A 25,791-nucleotide genomic window follows, 5' to 3' on the forward strand; every position below is an offset into this window, starting at 1 on the left:
GCCAAATCCCCAGCAGCAGCGGCGTCACGCATCATTTGTTCTGGCGCAGGTAGCAGGTCCGGATCGAGGTACGAGGGTTGGATGGGAAGCGTCAGCCCCGCAGACCCCAGTGCTCGATCCAGTCGAGTGCGGACATCTCCCCCGGCGCGATGCCGGCGTTGCGTGCCGACGCCTCGGCGTTGCGGATCAGGGACGCGAAATCCAGTACCCGACGCCTCAGCAGGTCCTCGGCACTGTCTCCACCGTGCGAGTGATCGACCCCGATGTGTACGACGCGTAGGCCGTCGGGAATCAGCTCGTCGGGCAGGCCGGCCTTGGTGGCTCGTCCGATCACTTTCTGCGCCAGGGCGAGTGACGGCTGAGACAGGGCGATTCCGTCGACACAGGATCCGCGTGCCTTCTCCGCTGCCTTCTTCTCTTCCCAGGCTCGCTCTTGTTCGGCGATGTCGATGGGGCCGTTGCCCGTTCGACCGAGGTGCGGGCTGCGGTGGGTGAGCTTGGCGACGAGTCCTGCGGCGACGTCGTCGACATCGAACGCGTTCTCGGCTGCGTCCTCAGCGATTCTGGAATGGAAGAGCACCTGCAGCAACAGGTCTCCGAGTTCTTCGCGCAGATCCACCAGGTTGCCCGCGGCGATGGCGTCGAGCAGCTCGTACGTCTCTTCGAGGAGGTAACCGCGCAACGACTCGTGGGTCTGCTGCGCTTCCCATCCGCCGAGGGTGCGCAGCCGATCCATCAGCCGGACTGCCGCGATGAGGTCGTCACCGGGAAGCTTCTCGGCGGCGATGACCCGCTCTCCGTGGGCGATCCGTTCCTGGACGTCGGGGTTGGCGGGATCGGTGCTCACCAGCACTGCGTCGACGGCGTCGGGCGCAGCGGTTCCCGAGAACAGCCACCGCACTCGCACCGGCACTTCTTCGGTGAATTGCACTGCACCGCCGAGAAATTCGACAGCATCCACCGGCACTTGTGTGGGTCGAACAGGGTCGAGCAGAACTACCGTCACCGCTACACCCCCACTGTTTGCTCCAACAACACCGACCGAGATGGCTTCCCGTCCAAGGATAGGATGAGATCGGCGATGAACTGCACCAATTCGACGTCGCGCACGCGCGCCGCCCCCACGCCGCCGCCTTCGACACGCGGCAGCGGCAACTGCACCACTCCGGTGGTGGCCCGGTACGCAGCGCTCGGGTAGAGCCGCTTGAGGCGGATCTGTTTGGAATCGGGTAGGTCCATCGGAGCCAGCTTCACCTGTGTTCCGGCAACATTGACGTCCGTCAGGCCGTATTCCTTGGCGATCAGACGCAGCTTGGCGATGGAGACCAGTCGACCGACCTCCTCGGGCAGCGGACCGTACCGGTCGACGAGTTCTTCGATGACCGCGTCGATGCCCTCGGAATCGGCTGCGGCAGCGAGCTTTCGATAGCCCTCGAGGCGCAACCGATCGCTGGTGACGTAGTCGGGTGGGATGTTGGCGTCGACGGGGAGGTCGATGCGCACTTCCTTGGGAGCCTCGTCGGTGGTGATGGGCTTTCCGTCGGCGGCCGCGCGGTACGCCTCGACCGCTTCACCGACGAGCCGCACGTACAGGTCGAATCCGACGCCTGCGACGTGGCCGGACTGCTCTGCACCCAGAACGTTTCCGGCACCACGGATTTCGAGGTCCTTCATCGCCACGGCCATACCGGCACCGAGGTCGGAGTTCTGCGAGATGGTCGCCAGCCGGTCGTAGGCGGTCTCGGTGAGCGGCTTCTCCGGCGGGTACAGGAAGTATGCGTAGCCACGTTCACGGCTACGGCCGACGCGACCACGGAGCTGGTGTAGCTGCGACAGGCCGAGCGAATCGGACCGCTCGACGATCAGCGTGTTGGCGTTGGAGATGTCGAGGCCGGTCTCGATGATGGTGGTGCACACCAGCACGTCGGTCTCGCGCTGCCAGAATCCCTGCACGGTGCGCTCGAGTGTCTCCTCGTTCATCTGCCCGTGCGCCGTCGCCACCCTGGCCTCGGGCACCAGATCGCGAATCTTCTTGGCAGCCTTGTCGATCGAGCTGACTCGGTTGTGCACGAAGAACACCTGGCCGTCGCGCAGTAGCTCACGCCGGACGGCCGCGGCGACCTGCTTGTCGTTGTACGCACCCACGTAGGTGAGCACCGGGTGCCGCTCCTCGGGCGGGGTGAGGATGGTCGACATCTCACGGATTCCGGCGAGGCTCATCTCGAGCGTTCGCGGAATCGGAGTCGCAGACATCGTCAGGACATCGACGTGGGTGCGGAGCGACTTGATGTGCTCCTTGTGCTCGACGCCGAAGCGCTGCTCCTCGTCGACGATGACCAACCCGAGGTCCTTCCAGGCGACACCGGTCTGCAGCAACCGGTGCGTACCGACGACGATGTCGACCGTGCCGTCGGCCAGCCCGGCCATGACCTCCTTGGATTCGGAGCCATGGGTGAAGCGGGAGAGCCCCTTGACGGTCACCGGGAACGACGCCATCCGCGCGGTGAAGGTCTGCAGATGCTGTTGCGCCAGAAGCGTTGTCGGCACCAGCACGGCGACCTGCTTGCCGTCCTGCACCGCCTTGAACGCGGCGCGAACCGCGATCTCGGTCTTGCCGTAACCGACGTCACCGAGAATGACGCGGTCCATCGGAACCGCTTTCTCCATGTCGGCCTTGACGTCGGTGATGGCCGTCATCTGGTCGACCGTCTCGGTGAAGCCGAACGCATCTTCCATCTCGAGCTGCCACGGGGTGTCGGGTCCGAAGGCGTGCCCGGGAGCTGCCTGACGAGCGGCGTACAGCTGCACCAGCTCGCCGGCGATCTCGCGAACTGCCTTGCGCGCCTTGCGTTTGGTGTTGGCCCAGTCGGATCCGCCGAGCTTGCTCAGAGACGGCAGCTCACCACCGACGTAACGCGAGAGCTGATCGAGCGAGTCCATCGGGACGAAGAGTCGGTCTCCGGGATGGCCCCGCTTGCTGGGTGCGTACTCGACGACGAGATATTCGCGTCGGGCACCGCCGATGGTGCGCTCGACCATCTCGACGAATCGACCGATGCCGTGCTGATCGTGGACGACACTGTCGCCGGCGACGAGCGCGAGCGGATCGACCTGGTTGCGACGCTTCGCCGGGAGCTTGCGTCCCTCGCCCGCTGCGGCCACACGGTTGCCGGTCAGGTCGCTCTCGGTGACGACCACGAGTTTCGCGTCGGGAAACACAAGACCGTCGTGCAACGATCCGCACAGGACGTTCACGACGTCGGCGACCGGGACCGCACCGGAGTCGAGATGTGCCGCAGGCACTTCGGCCTCGGCGAGACGCTCGATGATGCGGGTGGCGGTACCTGCGCCCGCGACGGAGATAACCGCACGACCACCGGTGGCGATATGGGCTCGCAGGGTGGCGAACAGCGCCGTCAGTGCTTCCTCGGACCCACGGACCTCCGGGACCGAATCGACAGCGAGTTCGACTTCTTCGCCGTTGCCGGAGGCGAGCGGGCTGATGGTCCACCACGGACGGCCGTGAACCTGCGCGGACTCGCGAACCTGTCGAAGCGAACGGTAGGCCGAGGCACCGAGATCCAGTGACGCACCTTCGAGACTGGAGGTGTCGAGGGTGGAGGTATCGAGGGGCGCAGCTCCGCCGATCGATGCTGCCGTCCAGGATGCTTCGAGGAACTCCTGGCCCGTGCGCACCAGATCTGTTGCGCGCGTGCGGATCCGCTCGGGGTCGCAGAGCAATACGTGCGTTCCCGCGGGGAGAGTATCGGCGAGCAACTGCAATTCGCCGGGCTGCAGCAGCGGCAGCAACGCCTCCATGCCCTCCACCGGGACACCGGCGGACAGCTTGTCGAGCATCTCGACCAACGCGGTGTCGCCGGCGTTGTCGGCTGCGAGAACAGCGGCGCGGTCGCGAACTTCCTGCGTGAGAAGCAGTTCGCGGCACGGCGGCGCGATGACGAGATCGACCTCGTGATCGGGCAGCGAACGCTGATCGGAGACCGCGAACGCGCGGAGCTCGGTGATCTCGTCGCCCCAGAATTCCACACGCACCGGGTGATCCGCCGTCGGCGAGAAGAGGTCGAGGATGCCGCCGCGGACGGCGAACTCACCGCGCTTGCCGACCATGTCCACGCGCAGGTAGCCGAACTCGACGAGTCGGTGGATCAGGCCGTCGAAGTCGATGTCCAGACCGACCTTGAGGGTCACGGGTTCGATCTCGCCGAGACCGGGTGCCATCGGCTGCACCAGCGAGCGGACGGTGGTGACGATGACGCGCAGAGGATCGCCGTAATCCCTGTCGCCGGGACGAGCCAGCCGGCGGAGTACGTCCAGTCGCTTGCCGACGGTGTCTGCGCTCGGTGAGAGTCGCTCGTGCGGAAGCGTCTCCCACGACGGGAACATCACCACTCCGCCGCCGAGGATCTGGCGGAGTTCGTCGGTGAGATCGTCCGCTTCACGCCCGGTGGCGGTGACGATCAACAGCTGAGTGTGCTGGGCGATCGCGGCGGCGACGAACGGGCGAACCGAGTGCGGCCCGATGAGCGTGTGCTCGGCGGTTCCGATCGCATCGGCGACGGCCACCATGGACGAATCCGTCAGCGCGACGCTGGCCAGACCCGAGAGTTGCAGCGCCGCGTCGGGAACGATCGGGGCCGGCCCGGATGGAGAAACGGCGGGCAGGGAATCGGAAGACAACAGCAATGCTCCTACAAGCGTGTCGAGACGACGGCTGCTTACGCACAGTCCTCGGCGAGTCTATGGGAGCACACCGACAGCCCGGCGGGCGGGAGACGGCGGGCTCGTCGACGGCAAGGCCCCGGCTCTGTCCCGACGCCTCACATGCCGTCAACGGCGAGTATCCGGACCGACTGCGCGACGACATCGCAGACTTCGTGATGCGGTACCGGTAGTTACGGTCCGAAGCGGATGACTCGACGCGCCGCGAACTCGCGGAAGTAGTCGAGCTTGTTGGCGGGAACCAACGCCGGCAGCAGGTAGTACCAGAGGCGCTCCATGCGCGAGGGCAGTTCCTCGGTGGTGGAGGTGGCAACAGCGACCATGTGCACGCCGGTGAGGATCTCGAGCACGAGCGATCCGATGGTGCGCGAATCCGAGTTGGGATCGATGTCGCCCTGCGCGATGGCCTTGGCGGCGAGCCTGTCGAACGACTCGCTCCACCCGGCCATGACATTGCCCTCGGTGCCGCGGTAGTCACCGATCTGATGGCTCAGCCGGAGCATGGCCGAGACCATGGGGTCGCTGACCGAGAGGTCGACGACGATGTAGGAGATGCCGATCGCCGCTTCGAGTGCGGGGATGCGTCCGTCGTTGAACTGCTGGCATGCAGTGGTCAGCCGAGTGTTGCCCTCGTCGATGACCGCACGTGCGAGTTCTTCCTTGGAACCGAAATGGAAGTACAGAGCGCCCTTGGTGACCTGGGACTGGGAAATGATTTCGCTGAGGCTCGCGTTCGCGTACCCGAGGCGCAGAAACACATTCGCTGCGCCAGCAAGCACGGTGTCGCGAGTGATCTCGGCGCGGGCCTGCCTGACCATGGGATCCGCCTTCGCAATAAGAACTGCCACTGCGCAAATTACGCCCGAACGGTACCACTGAGTGGCTTTACGTCTGGTGCCAACATGCATCGGTCCGATTGATAACCCCACCGTGGGTGACGTAGCTCTCATGGCCGACAAAGGGGACGATACCCCTCCTTTCCCAGGCGAGAGTCGAAACCGAGTCTCATTCCTCGGTCAATCGAGGGTCGGCCTCCAGATTCGTCAGTCCGTTCCAGCACAGGTTGACGACGTGCGCGGCAACCACTTCTTTCGACGGTGTTCGCACGTCGAGCCACCATTGCGCCGTCATCGACACCATTCCGACCAGCGCCTGGGCGTACATCGGGGCGAACTCGGGATCGAGTCCCCGGCGCGAGAAGTCTCCGGCCAGCATGTGCCCGACGCGACCGATGGCCTCGTTGAGCAACGACGAGTACTTGCCGTCCTCGGCAGCCGCAGGGGAATCGCGCACGAGAATGCGGAATCCGTCGGTTCGGTCCTCGATGTAGGTCAGCAGTGCAAGTGCGACGCGTTCGACGCGAATCCGTGAGCGGTTGAGGTCGAGTGATTTGGTGATCATGCCGAGCAGAGTCGACATCTCACGGTCGACGATGACGGCGTAGAGACCTTCCTTACCGCCGAAGTGCTCGTAGACGACCGGCTTGGACACATTCGCGCGGCCGGCGATCTCCTCGACCGACGAGGCCTCGTATCCGCGTTCGGCGAACAGAGTGCGGCCCACCTCGATCAACTGCTCACGCCGTTGCGTCCCGGTCATTCGGACCCGAGGTGCGCGTTCCTGCTCGGAGGCTGCGCCTGTCATGGAAAACCGCTCCCGTTACCTACCCTGCATTTCCCGACGCCGGAATCGACGCCTCCCCCACACTAGCGATGTCCGATCCATCCGTTTGTCCCTGCGGGAGTGGAGCCTGCAGGAACGACCTGGAGGGCGGTATCTGCATCGCGGTTCGACTCACCACCACCTCGCGTGCGAGGATCGTTGCGCTCAGTGGGAGCGCAGCGGCAAACGAATGAGTCGTTCGATTCGTCGGCCACTGGTGAAACCGCTGGCCGTTTATCCGCCGTGGTGTAATGGCAGCACCTCTGATTTTGGTTCAGATAGTTCAGGTTCGAGTCCTGGCGGCGGAGCGAGCAACATCATTCGTGCATACCGTCTTTGCGTCACCGCCTGAGGAGCTCAATGCCTGTGCAGACCGCCGTGGTCGTTCTCGCTGCGGGTGCAGGTACCCGAATGCGGTCGAAGACTCCGAAAGTTCTGCATCCCCTCGCCGGACGCACCATGCTCGCGCACGCCCTCCACGCGGCCGCCGACCTGGGTCCCGACCATCTCGTGACCGTCGTCGGACACGATCGCGAACGAGTGACCGAGGCCGTCCAGGACCTCGCAGCCACGTTCGGTCGCACGATTCACACCGCCGTCCAGGATCGCCAGCTCGGCACCGGACACGCAGTCCAGTGCGGTCTTGCTGCCCTGCCCGACGATTTCGAGGGCACGATCCTCGTCACCGCAGCCGACGTTCCCCTGCTCGACGGCCACACGCTCAAGGCTCTGCTCGACGAGCATCTGAGCGCCCCCCGGCCTGCGGCGGCCACGGTTCTGACCTTTCTTCCCGACGATGCCAACGGCTACGGCCGTATCGTCCGCACCGACGACGGCGAGGTGGCCGAGATCGTCGAGCACGCCGACGCCACCCCCGCTCAGGTGCTGATCGGTGAGGTCAACTCCGGCGTGTACGCCTTCGATGCCGTGGCGTTGCGCACCGCCCTCGGCAAGCTCAGCACCGCCAACGCTCAGCACGAGCTGTATCTGACCGATGTCGTCAAGATCAGCAAGGCCGACGGCAAAGCGGTCTACGGCACCCAGCTCGCCGATCCCGATCTGGTGGTGGGCGTCAACGACCGCGTCCAGCTGGCGCACGTCACCTCCGTGTTGAACCGTCACATCGTCGAACGACACATGCGCGCCGGAGTCACCGTCGTGGATCCGTCGACCACCTGGATCGACATCGACGTCACCCTCGGCGCGGACGTCCGCCTCGAACCCGGCGTCCAACTCCACGGCAAGACCCACATCGCCGACGACGCGATCGTCGGACCGGACTCGACGCTGCGTGACGTCGAGATCGGCGAGCGCGCGTCGGTCGTACGGACCCACGCCGAGCAGGCCGTGATCGGACCGGACGCCACCGTCGGACCGTTCACCTACCTGCGTCCAGGCACGGTGCTGGGCGAAGGCGGCAAACTCGGTGCCTACGTCGAGACCAAGAACGCGACGATCGGGCGCCACACCAAGGTCCCGCACCTCACCTATGTCGGCGATGCCACGATCGGCGACCACAGCAACATCGGTTGCTCCAACGTCTTCGCCAACTACGACGGCGTCAACAAGAGCCGCACGGAAATCGGATCCCACGTACGGACCGGTTCCGACTCGACGTTCGTCGCTCCCGTACATGTGGGCGACGGCGCTTACACCGGTGCAGGAACAGTGGTTCGGGACGATGTTCCTCCCGGCGCACTGGCCGTCTCCGGTGGCAAGCAACGCAATATCGAAGGCTGGGTCCTGGACAACAGGCCCGGAACCGAAGCTGCGAAAGCAGCGGCGCTCGCAGATCGTGATCGGCAAGAACAAAAGGACGGCGAACAGCAGTGACCACCCCTAATTGGATCGACAACCAGAAGAACCTGATGTTGTTTTCTGGTCGAGCACATCCGGAGTTGGCCGAGCAGGTCGCCAAGGAACTCGGGATCGACGTCACCCCGCAGACCGCGCGTGACTTCGCCAACGGCGAGATCTTCGTTCGCTTCGAGGAGTCGGTCCGCGGATCGGACGCCTTCGTGCTTCAGTCGCATCCGTTCCCGCTCAACACGTGGCTGATGGAACAGCTCATCATGATCGACGCGCTCAAGCGCGGATCGGCCAAGCGCATCACCGCGATCCTGCCGTTCTACCCCTACGCCCGTCAGGACAAGAAGCACCGGGGACGCGAGCCCATCTCCGCTCGCCTGGTCGCGGATCTGCTCAAGACCGCCGGTGCTGACCGCATCATCACCGTCGACCTGCACACCGATCAGATCCAGGGCTTCTTCGACGGCCCCGTCGATCACATGCACGCACACAGCCAGCTCGCCGATCACATCCGGGCGACCTACAGCCTCGAGCACATCACCGTGGTCTCCCCCGACTCCGGCCGCGTGCGCGTCGCCGAGAAGTGGGCCGACTCGTTCGACGGCGCACCGCTGGCGTTCATCCACAAGACGCGTGACCCGTTGGTGCCCAACCAGGTCAAGTCCAATCGCGTCGTCGGTGACGTCGAAGGCCGCACCTGCATTCTCATCGACGACATGATCGACACCGGCGGCACCATCGCCGGAGCTGTGAAGGTGCTCAAGGAGGCCGGAGCCGGTGACGTCGTCATCGCCGCCACCCACGGCGTTCTGTCCAACCCGGCCGCCGAGCGTCTCGCGAACTGCGGTGCCAAGGAAGTCGTCGTCACCAACACCCTGCCGATCAGCGACGAGAAGCGCTTCGCAACGCTGACCGAGCTCTCGATCGCACCGCTGCTGGCCCGCACCATCCGCGAGGTCTTCGAAAACGGTTCCGTCACCAGCCTTTTCAACGGCAGCGCATAACAATAGGTCTGTTTCGCTCGACCGGAACCCGCCCCGCCCACCTTCCGTCCGCGCCGCATGAACTACGTCACGTCCGTGACCGGAACATGCAGCTCGCGAGACGGGGGTGTGCGGGGCGGGTTTTGTTGTCACCTAAGATGACTCGTCGTGATCGACGCAGACTCTCCCCACGGCCCGGCTGGAACTACTACGGTCAGAATTGCCCGATGGACGCCGGGCGGGTGCGTCTGGTGCGGCAGTACCGACAGCGTCGAGGAATTCCGAAACGAGCCGCGCTGCGGCCTGTGCCGCGAGAAGGAAGCCGTCATCGACGAGGCCAAGCACTTCATCGGGATGTACGGCCTGCGGCCCTTGGGCGGCACGCTGGCGTCCGAGGACGAGGAGGAGCGCGAGTACCGCGTCACCGCTCGGGATGCGCGTGAGGTGCTCAACCGTATTCGGCTCGAGAAGCTGCCCGATCCGGCCGCCGTCCGCAAAGCGTTGCGTCCCAGGGCCGCTGCTGCGGGCAACGCACCGGCCTCGCCGACGTCCGGAGCACCGGCGAAGGCACCGACGAAGAAGTCGCAGGCCGGCGTGACCGGGATCGATGCGATCGAACTGCAGTCCCGTGTGCAGAAGCTGCTCGGCCAGCTCACCTCCGTCGATGAGCAGATCAGCGCTCTCGACGGCGTGCAAGGCCTGCCTGCCCGTGCGCGCATGAAGGATCTCGAACGGCAGCGGACAACCGTGCTGTCGACTCTGGCCGCGCTCGAGAAGGCTCGTCGCCGCACCAACTGATCCACGTAGTCTGATCGAGTGCTACGCAAGCGTTCGATCTCACGGCAGGTGCTCGATGTCACCTACGCCGTCGTCTTCGTTCTGCTCCTGCTGCCGTCCACTCTGAGCGGTTCCTACGGTTCTCCTGGCGTGGGCGTCCTGGCTGGATTCGGCGTCGCGCTGGCAGTTCGTCGCCGGTCACCACGGCTGTCGTTGGCTCTCGCCTGGGTAGTGGCCGTCGTACAGATGGTCGGCGGGGTACTCCCCCTCGCGGCAGACACCGCGATCTTCGCGATTCTTTACTGCTCGGCCGCGTACGGCGACAGCGTCGTGCGACGCTTCGGGCTCGCGTCGGCCGTCGGCGGCGGAGTGATCGCGGCGCTGTATCTGGCGTACGTGGACGGCAATCCGTTCGGCCCGGCGACGGAAGAGGGCTACCAGGAACCTCGAATCGCGCAGTTCGCGCTTCTTCTCGCAGGCCTGTGGGCCATGCTCGGGTTGTCCTGGGCTCTCGGCCGGCTCGCCTACGCCAGGCGTACCGCCATCGAATCCGCACACGCGCGCGAGCTTGCCGAGGTACATCAGGCCCGCGCCGAACACGAAGTGGCAATCGAGCAGGAGCGCAACAGAATTGCCCGCGACATGCACGACATCGTGGCGCATTCGCTCGCCGTCGTGATCGCGCAGGCCGACGGTGCGCGGTATGTGCGCGCCGTCGATCCCGCTGCCGTCGACACTGCACTGACGACCATCTCCGACACCGCGCGCGAGGCACTGTCCGACGTTCGAGTGTTGCTCGGACAGCTTCGGCACAGTCAAGGCGATCTACCGAACCCGACACCCGACGATCTCGAGCGCCTGTTCGACCAAGTGCGTGCGACCGGACTGACCATCGACTCCTCGATCGACACCACATCGGTGTCGTTGGGAGCCGGTGCGCACCTGGCGCTCTACCGGATCGCGCAGGAATCGCTGACCAATGCCCTACGTCACGGCGACCCCGACAAGCCGGTGACGGTCACCATCGAATCCGACTCCGCCGGCACAGAACTGGCGGTGCGCAACAGTGTGTCCTCGGTGCGGTCGGCGTCGGAATCGGGCGGCCACGGAATCGCCGGCATGAAGGAACGCGCCAGCCTCGCCGGTGGCATGTGCACCGCGTCCGGCGACGGCTCGTCGTGGACCGTGACTGCCTGGCTTCCCGCGGCCGGCTCGTCGACGAAGGGAATCAACTGATGTCCGATCGAATCAAGGTGGCTCTGGTCGATGATCAGCAGCTGTTCAGGGCCGGCATTCGCATGCTCATCTCCTCGCAGCCAGATCTGGAGTTCGTCGGTGAGGCGGGCAACGGGAAAGAAGCCGTCGAGCTCGCCGCGTCGGCGCGGCCCGACGTGATGCTCATGGACGTCCGGATGCCGGTGCTCGACGGTATCGCCGCCACCGAGCAGATCGTGGCCGCGTCCGATACTCCACCGCGCATTCTGGTGCTCACGACGTTCGATCTCGACGAGAGTGCGGCGCGAGCGATTCGGTCGGGGGCAAGTGGATTCGTGCTCAAGGACGCGGACCCGGAATTTCTGCTCGCGGCGATACGAACGGTGCATGCGGGCAATTCGGTGATCGCCGCGTCGGCGACAACGGGGCTGCTGGCGCACTTCACCCCCACACCGGTGGTGCCGAAGGTCCCTGCCGAGTTCGCCACCCTCACCGCACGGGAGAAGGAGCTCTTCCGACTCACCGCGCGCGGGCTGAGCAACTCCGAGATCGCCGCGATGGAGTTCTTGAGCGAGGCGACGGTGAAAACACACATCAGTCGCATCTTCGCCAAGCTTCAATTGCGTGATCGAGTGCAATTGGTGGTCTACGCCTTCGAGCACGGACTCACCGGAGACTGACGCCGAAGTCATCCTGCAGATGTAGTGGTCGACTACTCGAGCCTGATTACTCGGGACCGTTCGATTCATAGCGTTGTGGGCATGACAACAACGCTCCCCCCGGTCGCCCGGGCATTCCAGGTAAGCAAGTATTTCGGTGACTCGTCCAATCCGGTGAGCGCCCTCGACAACGTGTCTCTCGACATTCACGGTGGCCAGTTCACCGCCATCATGGGACCGTCCGGTTCCGGCAAGTCGACCCTGATGCATGTGATGGCAGGACTGGACAACGCCAGCTCCGGACATCTGATGCTGGCCGGTGCCGACATCACCGCGGCCAACGACGACGCACTGACCACGCTGCGCCGCACGCAGGTCGGCTTCATCTTCCAGTCGTTCAATCTCGTTCCCACCCTCGATGTTCGGGGCAACATACTGCTGCCGTTCGAGCTCGACGGCCGCGTGCCCACCGCCGAGGAGGCGGCGTGGATCGAGCAGCTCATCGACACTCTGGGCTTGCAGGCGAGGGTGAGCCACCGCCCGCATCAGCTCTCGGGTGGGCAGCAGCAGCGCGTCGCGATCGCCCGCGCGCTCGGCACGCGGCCGCATCTCATCTTTGCCGACGAACCCACCGGAAACCTCGATTCCCGCACCGGCCGTGAGGTTCTCGGCCTCCTGGCCGCAGCGGTACGCGAGTACGGCCAGTCGATCGTGATGGTCACGCACGACCCCATCGCAGCAAGTTACGCCGATCGCATCGTCTTCCTCGCCGACGGGCGAATCGTCAACGAACTCGGGCGTTCGAGTGCAGAACAGATCTCGAGCTACATGCTGGGAATGGAGAGCGTCCGATGAGTGGGTTGACGTCGGCTCAGGCGTCGAAAGAGCACGGTGCCAGTCTTCTGGTGACGTCGCTGGCGTCGTTCTTCGGTGTGGTGTTGATTCAGGCGACGGCGTTCCTGGTTGACATCTTCGGCGGCGGGGAAGGCGGCGCAGCCATCACCGCGCTGTACAGCGTGGCGCTGGTGTTCATCGGTCTTGCTCTGTATGTCGCGGCGGTGGTCACCTCGAACACGTTCGCGACGATCGTCGCGGGCCGCACCCGGACCATCGCCCTCCTTCGACTGTTGGGCGCCCGGGCACGTGACCTGCGTCGATCTTTGGCGAAGGAAGGCTTCGTCGTCGGATTGTTCGGTGGTGCAGTCGGTTTGGTTCTCGGTGTCGGTGCCAGCCATCTCGCGCGTGCCGTTGCGGTCTCGGCGGGTCAGTTGCCCGATGTGGCGTACACGTCCGTCCAGCCGCTGGTGATCCTTCCGGTGGTGATCGTGGTGCTGACGACGACGCTCGCGTCCTACGTCGGGTCTCGAAAAGTACTGGACGTGACTCCTGTTCAGGCAACCGGCGGTGCCGTGGACACGGGAGTGGAGACGCCCCGATCGCGGCGGGTGCGTACAGCGCTGTCGATCGTGCTGATCGCAGGCGGTGTGGCGCTGCTCGGGCTCGGGATTCTGATCGGGATGGTGAACCCGAGCGGTGTTCTGGTCGCGTTCCTCGGCGGTGTCGCATCGTTCACCGGCATCATGGTCGGTGCCTATCGAATTCTGCCCGCGACGCTGAGGCTGGTCGGGAAACTGTTCGGCCGTGGACCTGCGGCGAGATTGGCCTCGGCCAACGCAGTTCGCTATCCGGATCGCAGCACCCGCACCGCGGTGGGACTGCTCATCGGGGTGACGCTGGTGACCACGTTCGCCGTCGCGATGTACAGCTACCGGTCGATGCTCGTCAACGAGTACGACGAAGCCTCCGTCGACCAGGTCCTCACCGTGACAGTGGGAATCATGACCGGGCTGATCGGGTTCTCGGCCGTCATCGCGGCGGTCGGGATGGTGAACAACCTGCTGCTGAGCATTCTGCAGCGCACCCGAGAGATCGGTCTGTTGCGTGCACTCGGATTTACCCGCACTCAGATTCGGGCGATGATCGTCTCGGAGAGCAGTCAGATGGTGATCGCCTCGATGGGCTTCGGTCTGATTCTCGGCATCGGATACGGCTGGGCCGCAGCACAATCGCTGCTCGGATCACTGGATTCACGCGGACTCACTGCTCCCACTCTGCCCTGGGCCGTGATCGCCGGAACCGTGCTGTGCGGTGGACTCCTCGCGCTCGGGGCCTCACTGACTCCGGCACGACGAGCGAATCAAATTTCGCCGGTGGTCGCGTTGGCGGATGCCTGAACCCGATGTCGCCAATGCTGGGCGACGACGGCCGGGCAGGGCTGCACACTACCGACGCCGATCGACGGAATCGAAGTCGATCGGCGTCCGTAGCGTGCACCGGTGCCCACTCTGCCGGGCCTGCCTGTGGATAACGTCATCGAGTTATCCACAATTGCAAGATTGCCACTGTTGCACGGGCTCCCCCAGCCGCAACGGTGTACCAATGGGGGTCTACACGGTGCAGCAGTTGATGGCGCAAGGGCTCAGTACGAGCGGCATTTCGAGACGATCGCAGTCGGGAGAGCTCGTGCGCCTGCTGCCGAAGGTCTACGCGACGGAGAAACCGGACTACTTCGGACTGTGCACCGGTGTGACTCTGTGGAAACCGGACGCCGTGTTGAGCCACGAAAGTGCGGCCTGGTTGTGGGGACTGATCGAGTACGAACCGCGTCTGGTCGACGTCACGGTGGCCCCGAACGTCCAGTCGAGGTCGGTGCCGTGGGTTCGAATACATCGCCGACGCCTCGTCGAGGTCCAGCTCCACCGAGGCCTGCGAGTGGTGTCACTGGAGCAGACATTCGTCGACGTCGCGACCTCGCTGTCGACGCCCGATCTCGAGAAGTTCTTCGACAACGCCATCGACCATCATCTGCCGTGGCGACGGGTCGCCACACTGTGTGACACGGCACAGCGAATGCACGGGATGGCTGCCGTCCGGAAGCAGCTTCGAACGTGCTGCCCGAGAACACGATCCGAGCCGGAGCGCGTGGTAGCGCGGGCGTTGACCGCTCGCAACTTCACGATGGAGATCAATGCGCGCGTGGGGAAGTTCTACGGCGACCTGGTCGATTATCGAGCACGAGTCATCGTCGAAATCGATGGCCGAGAGTTCCATACGGATTCCGCAACGTTCAACAACGATCGTCGACGGCAGAACGAGTTGGTGCTCGATGGATGGTTGGTGCTTCGATACTCGGCGGCCACGGCGCTTGCCGACCTCGATCGCGTCGTGGACGAAATCATCACCGTGGTGCGGCGTCGCCGGAAGTCGATCGCAGCAACGGACCGTCGACTCCCGTGAACACGCGGCTGCGGCGGGCAGGGTTGCACACTACCGACGCCGATCGACGGTATCCCGTCGATCGGCAGTCGTAGCGTGCACTGGTGCCCACTCCGGTGCACCCGTCAGCGGATGCCTAGCTCTTGCGAGCGAGGATGAGCGCGAAGCGGGATTCGGCGTCGGACCACAGATGGTCGACGTCGAATCCTGCTGCAGCGAGTTCTGCGGTGATGCCCTCGGGCCGGAATTTCGCCGAGATCTCGGTGCGTAGGTCCTCACCCGCCTCGAAGTGCACGTGCAGATCGAGATCGGCGAGATACACCTCCTGCGGCGACGTCGCCCGCAGTCGCATCTCGATCCACTCCTGCTCGGCATTCCACAGCGCAACATGCTCGAAGGCGTCGGGATCGAAGTTGCCGCCCAGGCGAGAGTTGATCACCGACAACACGTTTCGATTGAACTTCGCGGTCACTCCAGCGGCGTCGTCGTACGCCGGAACGAGAACCTTCGGATCGATCACCAGACCGACACCGAGCAACAGATACTCGCCCGGATCAAGGGCGTCGGCGATGGCCTTCAGGAATTCTTCGCGCTCCTCGGGAATCAGATTGCCGAGCGTTCCGCCGAGAAAAGCGATGGTCCGGCGATCTCCGCCCGGAAGATTGTGCAGAGTATCGGTGAAATCGCTGACGATGCCGCGCACCTCGAGCGCCGGGAACTCCTGCGCGATCTGCTCGATGGCACCCTCGAGCGCCGAGATGGATACATCCTGTGGCACATACGTTTTCAGTGATCCGTGCTTGACTCCGGCGGAGAGCAGCAACTTCGTCTTCTCCGAGGAGCCGGAACCGAGCTCGATCAACATCGTGGATTCGGTTGCCTCGGCGACATCCAGAGCATGCTCTTCGAGGAGGGCGCGCTCGGTGCGCGTCGGGTAGTACTCCGGCAGCACCGTGATCTGCTCGAAGAGCTCGCTGCCCAGAGCGTCGTAGAAGTACTTGGGCGAGAGCCACTTCGGATCGGCAGTGAGACCGTCCCGCACGTCCTTGCGCAACTCGTCGAGCAATGCTGTGTCGGCCAGATGTACATCCACCGTGCTCATGGCGCTCCTTTACGATTCCAGGCTGGAAATGGTGAGATCGGCTGTGGTGGCGACGACCATGCGTCGGTCGTCGACGAAAATCCAGTCGGGTCGATCGTCGAGGGGTTCGGAGGCGATCGTCACCGAATCCTCGGTCCGCAGAACCGACAACGAATGATGCACCGCCGTGGCGTACATGCTCTCGCCGTCCGACAGCAGAAAATTCAGGCGAGCCTTGGGCGACGTCGCGAGGACCCTGCGGACCAGCACGCGCAGGGCCGACTCGGGATCGTGGGTGCGCAGCAGGTTCCGCAGCACGACCCACAGGGCGGCGGCATCGGTGGGCGCGGGCAACGCGAGCGCGTCGATGGGCGGTACCTCCGACCACAGGTCGGCCATCGACTGCGGCCAGCCGAACACCACACCGTTGTGGCTGAAGGCCCAGTGGCCGTCGGTGAACGGGGCGCAGGCGCTGCGCTCGACCGGCATCCCGACGGTCGCCGATCGCACCGCCGCGATCACCGACGTCGAATCGATCTGCGGCAGAACATCGTCCACTGCCGGGTCGGTCCAGATCGGCATCGGGTTGCGGTAGCTGTGCAACCCTGCGTCGCCGTCCCACCACGCGACACCGAATCCATCGGCGTTGACGGTGCCGCCACCGCGCATGTCGTTCGGTGCGAAGGATTGGGTGCGCAGTGAGTGATCACCCTGTGTCAGCAGCGATCCGACAGAGGTTGCAGCGCCCAGATACCCGAGATGACGGCACATTCAGCTGGGCTCGACGTCGCGGGCCAACCTGAATCCGCTGAAGATCTGGCGGCGGATCGGATGGTCCCAGTTGCGGAACGTGCCTCGACACGCCACCTCGTCGGTGCCGAACGAGCCGCCGCGCAACACCTTGTAGTCGCCGCGGAGAAACACCTCGGAGTACTCCGCGTACGGGAACGCCTCGAACCCTGGGTACGGCTCGAAATCCGAGGAGGTCCACTCCCACACGTCACCGATCAGGTGATGCACACCGGCCGAGGAGGCACCGTCGGGATACGCCCCGACATCTGCCGGTTCCAGATGCCGCTGGTTCAGATTGGCATGTGCGGCAGTGGGTTCGGCGTCGCCCCACGGGTACGCGTTGATGGTTCGAGTGTCGGCGTCGAAACGCGCGGCTTTCTCCCACTCCGCCTCCGTCGGCAGACGCTTGCCTGCCCAGCGCGCGTAGGCGTCGGCCTCGAACCAGCTGACGTGCACCACGGGCTGATGCGGGCGCACCGGCTTTCGCACGCCGAAGTTGCGACGCCACCACGTGCCATCGGAGTCGGCCTCCCAGAACTGCGGCGCGGTCAGATCGGCGTCGACGCGATGCAGCCAACCCTTCTCGGTCCACAGTTCACGGCGTTCGTAACCACCGTCGGCAATGAAGTCCACGAACTGCGCGTTGGTGATCGGGGCTCGGTCGATGGCGAAGGTCGGCACGTGCACGGCATGAGCCGGTCGCTCGTTGTCCAGTGCCCACGGGTCGAGCGAGGTCCCCATCGAGAACGTGCCGCCGGCGATGACGGCCTCACCCGACACCGGCACCACCGAGGCCGGTGGAGCAGGAGCCGTCAGAACCGCAGGTCCCGAACGCAATTGATGGGTCGCGAGCATGGTCTCGTCGTGCTGCTGCTCGTGCTGGGCGATCATGCCGAACGCAAAACCGTGCTTCTCGACCGGCCTACCCTCGAACGTGCTGCGGTCCAGCACATCCCAGGCCTTGTCGCGGACGGTCTGCACGTAGACGCGCGCCTCGTCCGGCGTGAGCAGCGGAAGCGACGTGCGTGAGGAACGCGAGTGCTTGAACGCGTCGTACAGTTCGTCGATGTCGGGGCGCACCGGATCTCGACCACCGACATCGCGTACGAGCCAGAGTTCTTCCTGACTACCGATGTGGGCGAGATCCCAGACCAGCGGACTCATCAGCGGCGAGTGCTGCGCCATCAATTCGGTCTCGTCGACACAATCGGTCAGCGATGCACTACGGGCTCGGCTGCGAGTGAGGACCGTTTCGATCCTGCTCCTGAGTTGTTCGGCGCTCACACCGATTCCTTTCGACTGTGACTCGTCGGCGACAGGGCGTCGAACTCGTCGGGCGGCAGCCCGGCTCGGCACCGCCGAGATGCTGCCCACAGCTGTTCGGTGAACTCCCCGCCGAACTCCGCTGCGAGGTCGAGCAATTCGGTTGCGGCCGTGCATAGGTCGCCATCTGTCAGCCCGACGCGGGCCGCGTCGAGCCACCGTCCGGCCGTCCCGCCGCCGATCTCGGTGGCGCGGGCGACCAGTTCGGGTGTGGACAGCAGTGCCTCGAATGCCGCCGCCGGAACCACCCACTGGCCGTCCGGCTGCGCGTCGAGATAACGAATCTCGAGGTGCCCGCAGGCGCGCACCTGGGGGAACAAGGTGGTCAGGTGGTAGTCGAGATCTCCGTGCGTGGGGGCGCGCCCCACAACGCCCGGATCGTCCAACCACTGTGCGAACGTCGTACCCGCAGGCGCTTCCCAGTTCTGGTCGACGCCTTGGATGCAGAGCAGCGGAACGTCGAGTGCCCAGCGTGCGTAGTCGGCAATCGGGTCTCCGGTGTTCGGAACCGCAGTCCTGCTCGAATCGGTTCTGCTGGAATCGAGTTCGAGCCAGGTCCGCATCCGCTGGGATGCCCACCGCCCCGCGGGTGCACCCGCGAGTTCGGGAGAGCGCGCGAACGCAGCCACGAAGGCGGGACCGATGACGTGGAGCATGTGCCAGCGCGCGGCGACCTCGGCGCGATCACGGCCGGCATCGACACTCACCTGAGCCGCAGCGGTGTTGCACATCATCAACTTGCCGAAGGGGCCGATGGTGGTGAACCGATTCTCCATCGCGCAGTACCGCGGTAGAACGAGGAGGCGTTCGGGTGCCCGAGAGGTATCTGCCGGAACAGATGCGATGTCGATGCCTGCATCACCGAGAATGTTCCGCAACAGCCGCGCATCGGCGTCGAGCATCGGTGCGAGTCGAGAAACGGATGTATAAGGCGAACTGGACAATTCGACCTGACCGCCGGGTTCGACGGTGACAATGCTTCCGCCCGGCAACGACAGGGCGGGTGACTCGGGATCGATACTGCGCGGGGAATGATCACCGAGCGCAGCGGCCAGAGCCGAGAGGGTCGGACGCGTTCCGTCGTCGAGGGCGGTGAGCCACTCGAGTTCGGCACCGACGAGAGCCGGTGGCCCCAGCTTGAAACACACCTTCGACACATATGCCTCTGCTGCCGGGCGCGAGCTCAGCCCGAGAGACTTCTCGTTGGACGACACTCATTCCTTCTTTCCGCACTCAACACGTTCTCCGCTACCGAACGTACCCAGCTGCGAGGATCGAAAACGCCGCGATCCCTCGTCTCGTCGAGGCTACCGATTGTGGAACTCTGGTGCCCGAGAGTTCGCTACCGAAAGGACGACCGATGCTCGATCACGACCGCATTCGACGCGACACCCCGAGTGCGTCGGGCCGGGTGTTTCTCGACAGCGCCGGATCCTCGTTACCTCCGACCGTCGTCCTCGATACCGCGATCGCGCACCTGCGCCGGGAAGCAGAAATCGGTGGCTACCAGGCTGCGGCAGAACGCCGGAACGACCTCGACGCAGTCAAGACCTCGATCGGAACCTTGATCGGAGCCGCGGCGTCCAGCATCGCACTGAGCGATTCGGCAACGCGGGCCTGGACCGACTTCTTCTACTCGGTACCGCTGTCCCACGGCGACCGAATCCTGCTGTGCGAGGCCGAATACGCCAGCAACGCGATCTCCGCCCTCCACCGCGCCGAGGTCACCGGTGCAACGGTGGAGATCGTCCCGAGTGACGAATCGGGACGCATCGACGTGCACGCACTGGAATCGATGCTCGACGACCGAGTGAAACTGATCTCGGTGGTACACGCCCCCACCAACGGCGGTCTGATCAATCCCGCCCGTGCCGTCGCCGATCTCGCGCACCGCCACGGTGCACTGGTCCTGCTCGACGCCTGCCAGTCCATCGGGCAGATGCGCGTCGACGTCGAGGAGTTGGGAGTCGATGCGCTCTCGGCCACCGGCCGCAAATGGCTGCGCGGCCCCCGCGGAACCGGCTTCCTCTACCTGCGGCCGGGATTGGCGTCGACGCTGCATCCCCCTGCCCTCGACTTGCACAGCGCCCAATGGGTCGACCGGCAGACGTATCGAATGGCCGACGACGCCACGCGATTCGAGTTCTGGGAGTGCGACGTCGCGGCCAGGCTCGCCCTCGGAGCGGCCGTGGACTATCTCCTCGAGCTCGGTATCGACCAGGTGGAAGAGGCCGTTGTCGAACGTGCCGAATACCTTCGGGCCGGGCTCCGGGCGATCCCCGGGGTGACCGTGCACGACCTGGGCGACCGCAAGAACGGCATCGTCTCGTTCACAGTGGACGGTGAAGAGCCCGAGGCTGTCCGTGACCGGCTCTGGGGCCGGGAAGTGACGGTGCGAGTCAGCTACCGCAGCTCGACACAACTGGACATGACGAGCCGGGGACTCGACGCCGTCGTGCGCGCATCTCCCCACTATTTCGTCACGTTCGCGGAACTGGACACGATGCTCGCTGCGCTCGCAGGTGAGTGACACTTCGTAGCAGAGCCGGCAGGAGTGGAGCCGGCGGAACGACCCGTCGAACCGTCGCTCACATAGGCAGCAACCCCGATCGCCGAGACCACGAGTCCACCCACTCCGAGCCAGGTGATCGCGTCGCCGAACATCACGAATGCCCACAACATCGTCGTCGGCGGTGTCAGGTAGAGCAGCACGCTGGCGCGAGTGGGGCCGTTGCGACGCACCACGAACAGGTACGCGCCGTACGCCCCGAAGGTCGAGAGCACCACCGTCCAGGCGACAGCCGCGACGAAGCCCGTCGTCATCGGCGGTGCGACATCGCCGGCCAGCGCGCTCCACGTCATGAATCCGACTGCACTGATGGAACATTGGATCGCCATCGCGAGGGGGATCGGCTCTGTGGGGTCCAGTAGCCGTTGACCGATCGTGCCCACCGACAGTGCCAGCATGCCCGCAGCCGGTAGTAGATAGACGGGCCAGGCGAGGTCGGCACCGGACATGTCCCCCACCACTACCAGCGATACCCCGACGATCCCGACGACCAGTCCCAGGGTCTGCCGTCCTCCGACGCGTTCGCCGAAGACCCTGCTCGACGCCATCGCGACCACCAGCGGCTGCAGTGCGGCGATCAACGCGGCGACACCGGGTGGCACGCCCATCCCGATTCCGGTGATGGTGGCTCCGAGGTAGAGGAACTGACAGAACAGGCCGAGGACTGCGTGGATTCGGATGGCATGCCAGGTGGGGGTCAGCCCTCGATACCGGCACCACGCGATCAGCAGCACAACGGCGGCGAGGTAGCGCCAGGCCAGAAGGGTGTGGGCCGGAGCCTCGGCGGTTCCGAGCTCGGCTCCGATGAAGCCCGAACTCCACAGCACCACCAGTGCCGTACCTGCGATGGCGTCGACGCGTGGTCTCATGAATCGATGTAAACATACAGGTCTGTATACTTGCAGTGCACCCGTCGCTCACCAGCGCTTTCGAAAGGCAACCATGCTCGACAAGCCACTCACCCCCGCCGGAGAACGCATCCTGACCGTCGCCAGCGAACTGTTCTACGCTCGCGGCATCCGAGCAGTCGGAGTCGACCTCATCGCGGAGGAGGCCGGCACCACGAAGAAGACCCTGTACGACCGATTCGGCTCCAAGGACGGTCTGGTGCAGCGATACCTCACCCGCCGGTACGGACTGTGGTGCGACCACGTGACGCAGTACGTCGAATCCCTCGAACCCGGCGACGCACGCATCCTCGGGGTGTACGACGCCCTGGACGTCTGGATGCGCGACAACCACCGCGGCTGCGGATTCGTCAACGCCTTCGCGGAGTTCGGCGGCACCGACAGCCCGGTGCTCGCGATCATCGAGTCCGAGAAGAACTGGACGAGATCGTTGTTCGCGCGACTGGCCGGCGAAGCCGGATACCCCGACGCCGAACAGCTGGGAACCCGACTGTCGGTGTTGCACGAGGGCGCGGTGGTGATGGGGACGGCGGGAGCTCGCGACGACGCGATAGTGGTCGCGCGGGGCATCGCGTCCGACCTGCTCGCTGCACTCGCAGGTGCACGCACGTTCGCAGCAGGGGTCGAGCTTCCACGCACCTGACGTGGTCGTGTATTGTTTCCCAGGTTGTCTCGGCGAGGGTAGATCCGGAAATCTTCGGATCCACCGTTATCGACGCGGCTCGGCCCCGTTGGCCGCGCTCGTTCGTGTCCGCCCCGACGAGCTTGACCGCCCGACGAAGTACGCCGCAAGAACCACATTTATCAGGAGCACCTAGCACCATGGCATCGAAGGTAAACAATCTCACCGCGCTGGTCCGCACCGAATTCGGCAAGGGCGCTGCTCGCCGCACCCGTCGCGACGGCCTCGTTCCCGCCGTTCTGTACGGACACGCCACCGACCCCCAGCACCTCGCGCTGGACGCACGCGCGTTCGCAGCGGTGCTGCGTAACGACGGCACCAACGCCGTGCTGACCCTCGACATCGACGGCAAGTCCCAGCTGGCTCTGACCAAGTCGATCGTCGTGCACCCGATCCGTCGCAGCATCGAGCACGCCGACCTCCTCGTCCTGAAGAAGGGCGAGCGCGTCACCGTCGAGGTCAACATCATCGTCGAGGGCGACGCCGCACCGGGCACCCTCGTCACCACCGACTCGACCGCGGTCGAGATCGAGGCCGACGCACTGGAGATCCCGGAGAACTTCGTCGTCTCCGTCGAAGAGGCTCAGATCGGTACCCAGATCACCGCAGCCGACCTGGACCTTCCGTCCGGCGTCACGCTGGTCTCCGATGGCGAGACGCTGCTCGTCAACGTCGTCGAGGCTCCGTCCGAGGAAGACCTCGAGGCCGACGGCGAAGGCACCGAGCCCATCTCCGAAGAGGGCGAGGCCGAGACTCAGGAAGAAGCCGAGTCCAAGGACGAGGAAAGCTCCGACGAGAGCTGATACTCACCCCCGCACGTCGAACGGCGCGCCACTTCCCACGGGAGGTGGCGCGCCGTTCGCCTTCGAATAGCCGATGAGAGAATGACGCACGTGAGCACCGAACCTGCACCCCTCGACGGGCCCGCACTGATCGTCGGCCTGGGAAACCCCGGTCCGCAGTACGAAAAGACCCGTCACAACGTGGGATTCATGGTGGCCGACGCCCTTGCCGGACGCATCGGCGGGTCGTTCTCCTCGCACAAGAAGTCCAACTCCGACATCGTGCAGGCCCGTCTCGGCAGTCGCTCGGTGATCATCGCCAAGCCGCGTACCTTCATGAATCTCTCGGGTCAGCCGGTGGCTGCGTTGGCGCGTTTCTTCTCGATCGAGCCTGCGAACATCGTGGTGGTGCACGACGAGCTGGACATCGACTTCGGTGCTCTGCGACTCAAACTCGGCGGCGGCGAAGGCGGCCACAACGGCCTCCGCTCGATCTCGCAGCACCTGAGCACCAAGGACTACCTGCGGGTGCGCGTCGGCGTCGGGCGGCCACCGGGGCGAATGGATCCGGCGTCGTTCGTGCTCAAGCCGTTCTCCGCACCCGAGCGCAAGGACCTCGGCGTCGTCGTCGAGGAAGCCGCCGATGCCGCGGAGCTCCTGCTCTCGGCCGGCCTCGAAGCCGCCCAGAACAGGGTGCACCCGCGCTGATCGAGAGCGAACCTCACACCCCTGTTGTGAGGCGCGCGCCGTCTCTCGCGTCCGAGCGTGGGCGCGCACCCCGCAGAAAGGGTGTGAGGTCTGCAGCCCGTTTCAGTTCAGCAGCGACGCCGAATTCGCCCGACGCAGTTTGCCGCTCGACGTCTTCGGAATACTGCCCGGCCCCAGCACCGCAACCGTTCGGGGCCGTACACCCACCTCCGAGTGCACCGCGTGGATCACTTCGCGTTCGATGCGCTTGACCTCGTCAGGGTTGTCGATGTCGTTGGTTTCCACTGCCACCGCGAAACTTTCGCGCTTGTCACCGGCATCGAGCCGAATGGCGACGGCATTGCCCGGCCGCACACCCGCAACGGTGCCCGCGGCCCGTTCGATGTCGGTGGGATAGATGTTGCGACCACCCATGATGATGACGTCCTTGATACGTCCGCAGACGACCACCAGTTCGTCCTCGGTGATGTAGCCGACGTCACCGGTATCGAGCCAACCGTCCTCGTCGAGCGTCGACACCGGACCCTCCACGGTGATGTATCCGGGCGTGACGGCCTTGCCTCGCACCTCGATGATGCCGACGCCGCGCGCGGTGAGCACCTGCCCCTCCTTGTCGACGACGCGTCCCTCCAACCCGGGAACGAACTTGCCGAGCGTCGCGAGGGAACGGGTGTTGCCACGGGTGGACGGGACGGCGCGACCGAGGGTCTCGAGCAGGTCCGCGTCGACCACGTCGATCACCTGCCCCTGAGCGGGATCCGGAATCGACACTGCGAGAGTCGTTTCCGCCATTCCGTAGACCGGAGCCAGAGCCAGCGGGTTCAGCTTGTACCGGGCCCCGGCCTCGGCGAGCGCGGTCATGGTGTCCGGATCGACCGGCTCGGCTCCGTTCCAGGCGTAGCGCAGAGTCGACAGATCGAGATCCAGATCGTCCTCGGCCTGACTCAACCGCCGCGCCAGCAGCGAGTACGCGAAGTTGGGTGCTGCGGTGACGGTTCCGCGGTACTTGTGAATCAGCTTGGCCCACAGCAGCGGCGAGCGCAGGAAGTCCAGTGGCGTGATGCTGACGACCTCGGCACCGACCTGCATCGGCACCGACAGAAAGCCCACCATCCCCATGTCGTGGAACAGTGGCAACCAGCTGACCATCACATCGGAATCGACATCGAATTCGATGCGATCGATCATGGCGTAGGCATTGACGTAGAAGTTCTCGTGCGTGATCCGCACGGCCTTCGGCGAACCGGTCGAGCCGGACGTGAGTTGCTGCAGCGCGATATCGGACTCGGCCGTCGGCACCGGATCGATGTCGCGACCGGTCTTCATGTCCTCGATCTTCAGCACGGTGATGCCGCGCTCCTCGAGCACCGGTGCGGCGATGTCGAACGGAGCCCCGAGAATCACGGCCTTGGCCTCGATCATCCGCACGACGGTCTCGGTATCTTCACCCCAGACGGCGAGGTCGGTCCGAGGAGTGGGCTGGTGCAGCATCGTCACCGATCCCCCGCGCATCCACGTCGCCTGGCACGCGGGCGCGATGTCGACCGGCTGACCGGCCAGGATCCCGATCGCGTCCCCGTGTTCGACGCCTGCGTCGGCCAAGGCGCCGGCCATGCGCCGCGCCTGCTCATGGATCTCACCCCAGGACTGCCGAAGCGCCTCGTCGGGCTCGCCGGTGACCAGACCGTGCTTGCTGGTGCTCGCGGTCTCGAACATCTCTTCGGTGAACTTGCTCAACGCGCATCTCCTCGTGAGGGATCTCCCGGCCCACCGTTCACAGTAGGCACTCCCGCCCCGACCGAGGGGAACAACGGGCCGCGTATCC

General features: G+C 65.1%; 22 protein-coding genes and 1 tRNA gene. 13 read left to right on the plus strand and 10 right to left on the minus strand.

Annotated elements, in window-relative coordinates; translation table 11 throughout:
- Positions 1–91 precede the first annotated feature (91 nt).
- The 4 genes from CH295_RS02570 to CH295_RS02590 form a co-directional block, all read right to left on the minus strand.
- Positions 92–1,006 carry a nucleoside triphosphate pyrophosphohydrolase gene (locus tag CH295_RS02570; RefSeq protein ID WP_094739713.1) on the minus strand — a complete coding sequence of 305 codons (915 nt, stop codon included), beginning with the start codon at positions 1,004–1,006 and terminating at the stop codon, positions 92–94.
- A gap of 2 nt (positions 1,007–1,008) precedes the next feature.
- Complete coding sequence (gene mfd / locus CH295_RS02575) at positions 1,009–4,587, minus strand: transcription-repair coupling factor (protein ID WP_252341890.1); 3,579 nt, start codon at positions 4,585–4,587, stop codon at positions 1,009–1,011.
- Between the two features lie 326 nt (positions 4,588–4,913).
- Entirely contained in the window at positions 4,914–5,558 is a 645-nt protein-coding gene (locus CH295_RS02585; RefSeq protein WP_037192051.1) for a ScbR family autoregulator-binding transcription factor, read from the minus strand.
- A 187-nt stretch (positions 5,559–5,745) separates the two neighbouring features.
- On the minus strand, positions 5,746–6,384 hold the full coding sequence (locus tag CH295_RS02590; protein WP_094633149.1) for a TetR/AcrR family transcriptional regulator: 639 nt from the start codon (positions 6,382–6,384) through the stop codon (positions 5,746–5,748).
- A gap of 255 nt (positions 6,385–6,639) precedes the next feature.
- Between CH295_RS02590 and CH295_RS02595 the strand changes: the two genes are divergently transcribed.
- The 9 genes from CH295_RS02595 (at position 6,640) to CH295_RS02635 (ending at position 15,142) form a co-directional block, all read left to right on the plus strand.
- Positions 6,640–6,710 (plus strand) — tRNA-Gln (locus CH295_RS02595).
- 52 nt (positions 6,711–6,762) lie between these two features.
- A complete protein-coding gene (gene glmU, locus CH295_RS02600) occupies positions 6,763–8,235 on the plus strand; it encodes a bifunctional UDP-N-acetylglucosamine diphosphorylase/glucosamine-1-phosphate N-acetyltransferase GlmU (protein ID WP_094739715.1) in 1,473 nt (490 codons plus the stop codon).
- Positions 8,232–9,215, plus strand: a complete 984-nt coding sequence (locus CH295_RS02605) for a ribose-phosphate diphosphokinase (RefSeq protein WP_032395699.1) — start codon at positions 8,232–8,234, stop codon at positions 9,213–9,215. The genes glmU and CH295_RS02605 overlap by 4 nt, the downstream gene beginning before the upstream one ends.
- A 147-nt stretch (positions 9,216–9,362) precedes the next feature.
- On the plus strand, positions 9,363–9,992 hold the full coding sequence (locus CH295_RS02610; RefSeq protein WP_230596310.1) for a hypothetical protein: 630 nt from the start codon (positions 9,363–9,365) through the stop codon (positions 9,990–9,992).
- A gap of 18 nt (positions 9,993–10,010) precedes the next feature.
- Positions 10,011–11,207, plus strand: a complete 1,197-nt coding sequence (locus tag CH295_RS02615) for a sensor histidine kinase (RefSeq protein ID WP_094739716.1) — start codon at positions 10,011–10,013, stop codon at positions 11,205–11,207.
- Positions 11,207–11,866: a response regulator gene (locus CH295_RS02620; RefSeq protein WP_094739717.1), complete on the plus strand. Its 660-nt coding sequence runs from the start codon at positions 11,207–11,209 to the stop codon at positions 11,864–11,866. Before CH295_RS02615 ends, CH295_RS02620 begins: the two co-directional genes overlap by 1 nt.
- 81 nt (positions 11,867–11,947) lie before the next feature.
- Positions 11,948–12,700: an ABC transporter ATP-binding protein gene (locus tag CH295_RS02625; protein ID WP_037192041.1), complete on the plus strand. Its 753-nt coding sequence runs from the start codon at positions 11,948–11,950 to the stop codon at positions 12,698–12,700.
- Positions 12,697–14,079 (plus strand): ABC transporter permease, encoded by a 1,383-nt coding sequence (locus CH295_RS02630; RefSeq protein ID WP_094739718.1) that lies wholly within the window; start codon positions 12,697–12,699, stop codon positions 14,077–14,079. The genes CH295_RS02625 and CH295_RS02630 overlap by 4 nt, the downstream gene beginning before the upstream one ends.
- Before the next feature lie 205 nt (positions 14,080–14,284).
- Positions 14,285–15,142, plus strand: a complete 858-nt coding sequence (locus CH295_RS02635) for a DUF559 domain-containing protein (RefSeq protein ID WP_094633145.1) — start codon at positions 14,285–14,287, stop codon at positions 15,140–15,142.
- 115 nt (positions 15,143–15,257) lie between these two features.
- Here the strand turns inward: CH295_RS02635 and egtD are convergent, their stop codons facing one another.
- Genes egtD through egtA form a run of 4 tightly spaced genes read right to left on the minus strand, consistent with a single transcriptional unit; the run spans position 15,258 to position 19,531 of the window.
- Positions 15,258–16,223 carry an L-histidine N(alpha)-methyltransferase gene (egtD, locus tag CH295_RS02640; RefSeq protein ID WP_094739719.1) on the minus strand — a complete coding sequence of 322 codons (966 nt, stop codon included), beginning with the start codon at positions 16,221–16,223 and terminating at the stop codon, positions 15,258–15,260.
- A 9-nt stretch (positions 16,224–16,232) separates the two neighbouring features.
- Positions 16,233–16,973, minus strand: coding sequence for an ergothioneine biosynthesis protein EgtC (egtC, locus tag CH295_RS02645; protein WP_094739720.1), 741 nt, complete (start codon positions 16,971–16,973; stop codon positions 16,233–16,235).
- On the minus strand, positions 16,974–18,278 hold the full coding sequence (egtB, locus tag CH295_RS02650) for an ergothioneine biosynthesis protein EgtB (RefSeq protein ID WP_094739721.1): 1,305 nt from the start codon (positions 18,276–18,278) through the stop codon (positions 16,974–16,976).
- The gene (gene egtA, locus CH295_RS02655) at positions 18,275–19,531 is read right to left on the minus strand and encodes an ergothioneine biosynthesis glutamate--cysteine ligase EgtA (protein ID WP_094739722.1); all 1,257 of its coding nucleotides are present in this window, start codon (positions 19,529–19,531) and stop codon (positions 18,275–18,277) included. The genes egtB and egtA overlap by 4 nt, the downstream gene beginning before the upstream one ends.
- A 146-nt stretch (positions 19,532–19,677) precedes the next feature.
- On the opposite strand from egtA, the gene CH295_RS02660 reads away from it, so the two are divergent.
- Positions 19,678–20,847, plus strand: a complete 1,170-nt coding sequence (locus CH295_RS02660; RefSeq protein WP_094739723.1) for an aminotransferase class V-fold PLP-dependent enzyme — start codon at positions 19,678–19,680, stop codon at positions 20,845–20,847.
- On the opposite strand, the gene CH295_RS02665 is transcribed toward CH295_RS02660, so the two are convergent.
- Entirely contained in the window at positions 20,790–21,755 is a 966-nt protein-coding gene (locus tag CH295_RS02665) for a DMT family transporter (RefSeq protein WP_094739724.1), read from the minus strand. The two genes, CH295_RS02660 and CH295_RS02665, sit on opposite strands and share 58 nt — an antisense overlap.
- Before the next feature lie 73 nt (positions 21,756–21,828).
- On the opposite strand from CH295_RS02665, the gene CH295_RS02670 reads away from it, so the two are divergent.
- The 3 genes from CH295_RS02670 (at position 21,829) to pth (ending at position 23,966) form a co-directional block, all read left to right on the plus strand.
- Complete coding sequence (locus tag CH295_RS02670; protein WP_094739725.1) at positions 21,829–22,437, plus strand: TetR/AcrR family transcriptional regulator; 609 nt, start codon at positions 21,829–21,831, stop codon at positions 22,435–22,437.
- A gap of 179 nt (positions 22,438–22,616) precedes the next feature.
- A complete protein-coding gene (locus tag CH295_RS02675) occupies positions 22,617–23,279 on the plus strand; it encodes a 50S ribosomal protein L25/general stress protein Ctc (protein WP_037192026.1) in 663 nt (220 codons plus the stop codon).
- A gap of 81 nt (positions 23,280–23,360) precedes the next feature.
- Positions 23,361–23,966 carry an aminoacyl-tRNA hydrolase gene (gene pth, locus CH295_RS02680; protein ID WP_094739726.1) on the plus strand — a complete coding sequence of 202 codons (606 nt, stop codon included), beginning with the start codon at positions 23,361–23,363 and terminating at the stop codon, positions 23,964–23,966.
- A 102-nt stretch (positions 23,967–24,068) separates the two neighbouring features.
- On the opposite strand, the gene CH295_RS02685 is transcribed toward pth, so the two are convergent.
- Positions 24,069–25,703, minus strand: a complete 1,635-nt coding sequence (locus tag CH295_RS02685; RefSeq protein ID WP_094633135.1) for a fatty acyl-AMP ligase — start codon at positions 25,701–25,703, stop codon at positions 24,069–24,071.
- Positions 25,704–25,791 lie beyond the last annotated feature (88 nt).

Source organism: Rhodococcus sp. 14-2483-1-2 (assembly GCF_002259405.1).
Lineage (GTDB): Bacteria > Actinomycetota > Actinomycetes > Mycobacteriales > Mycobacteriaceae > Rhodococcoides.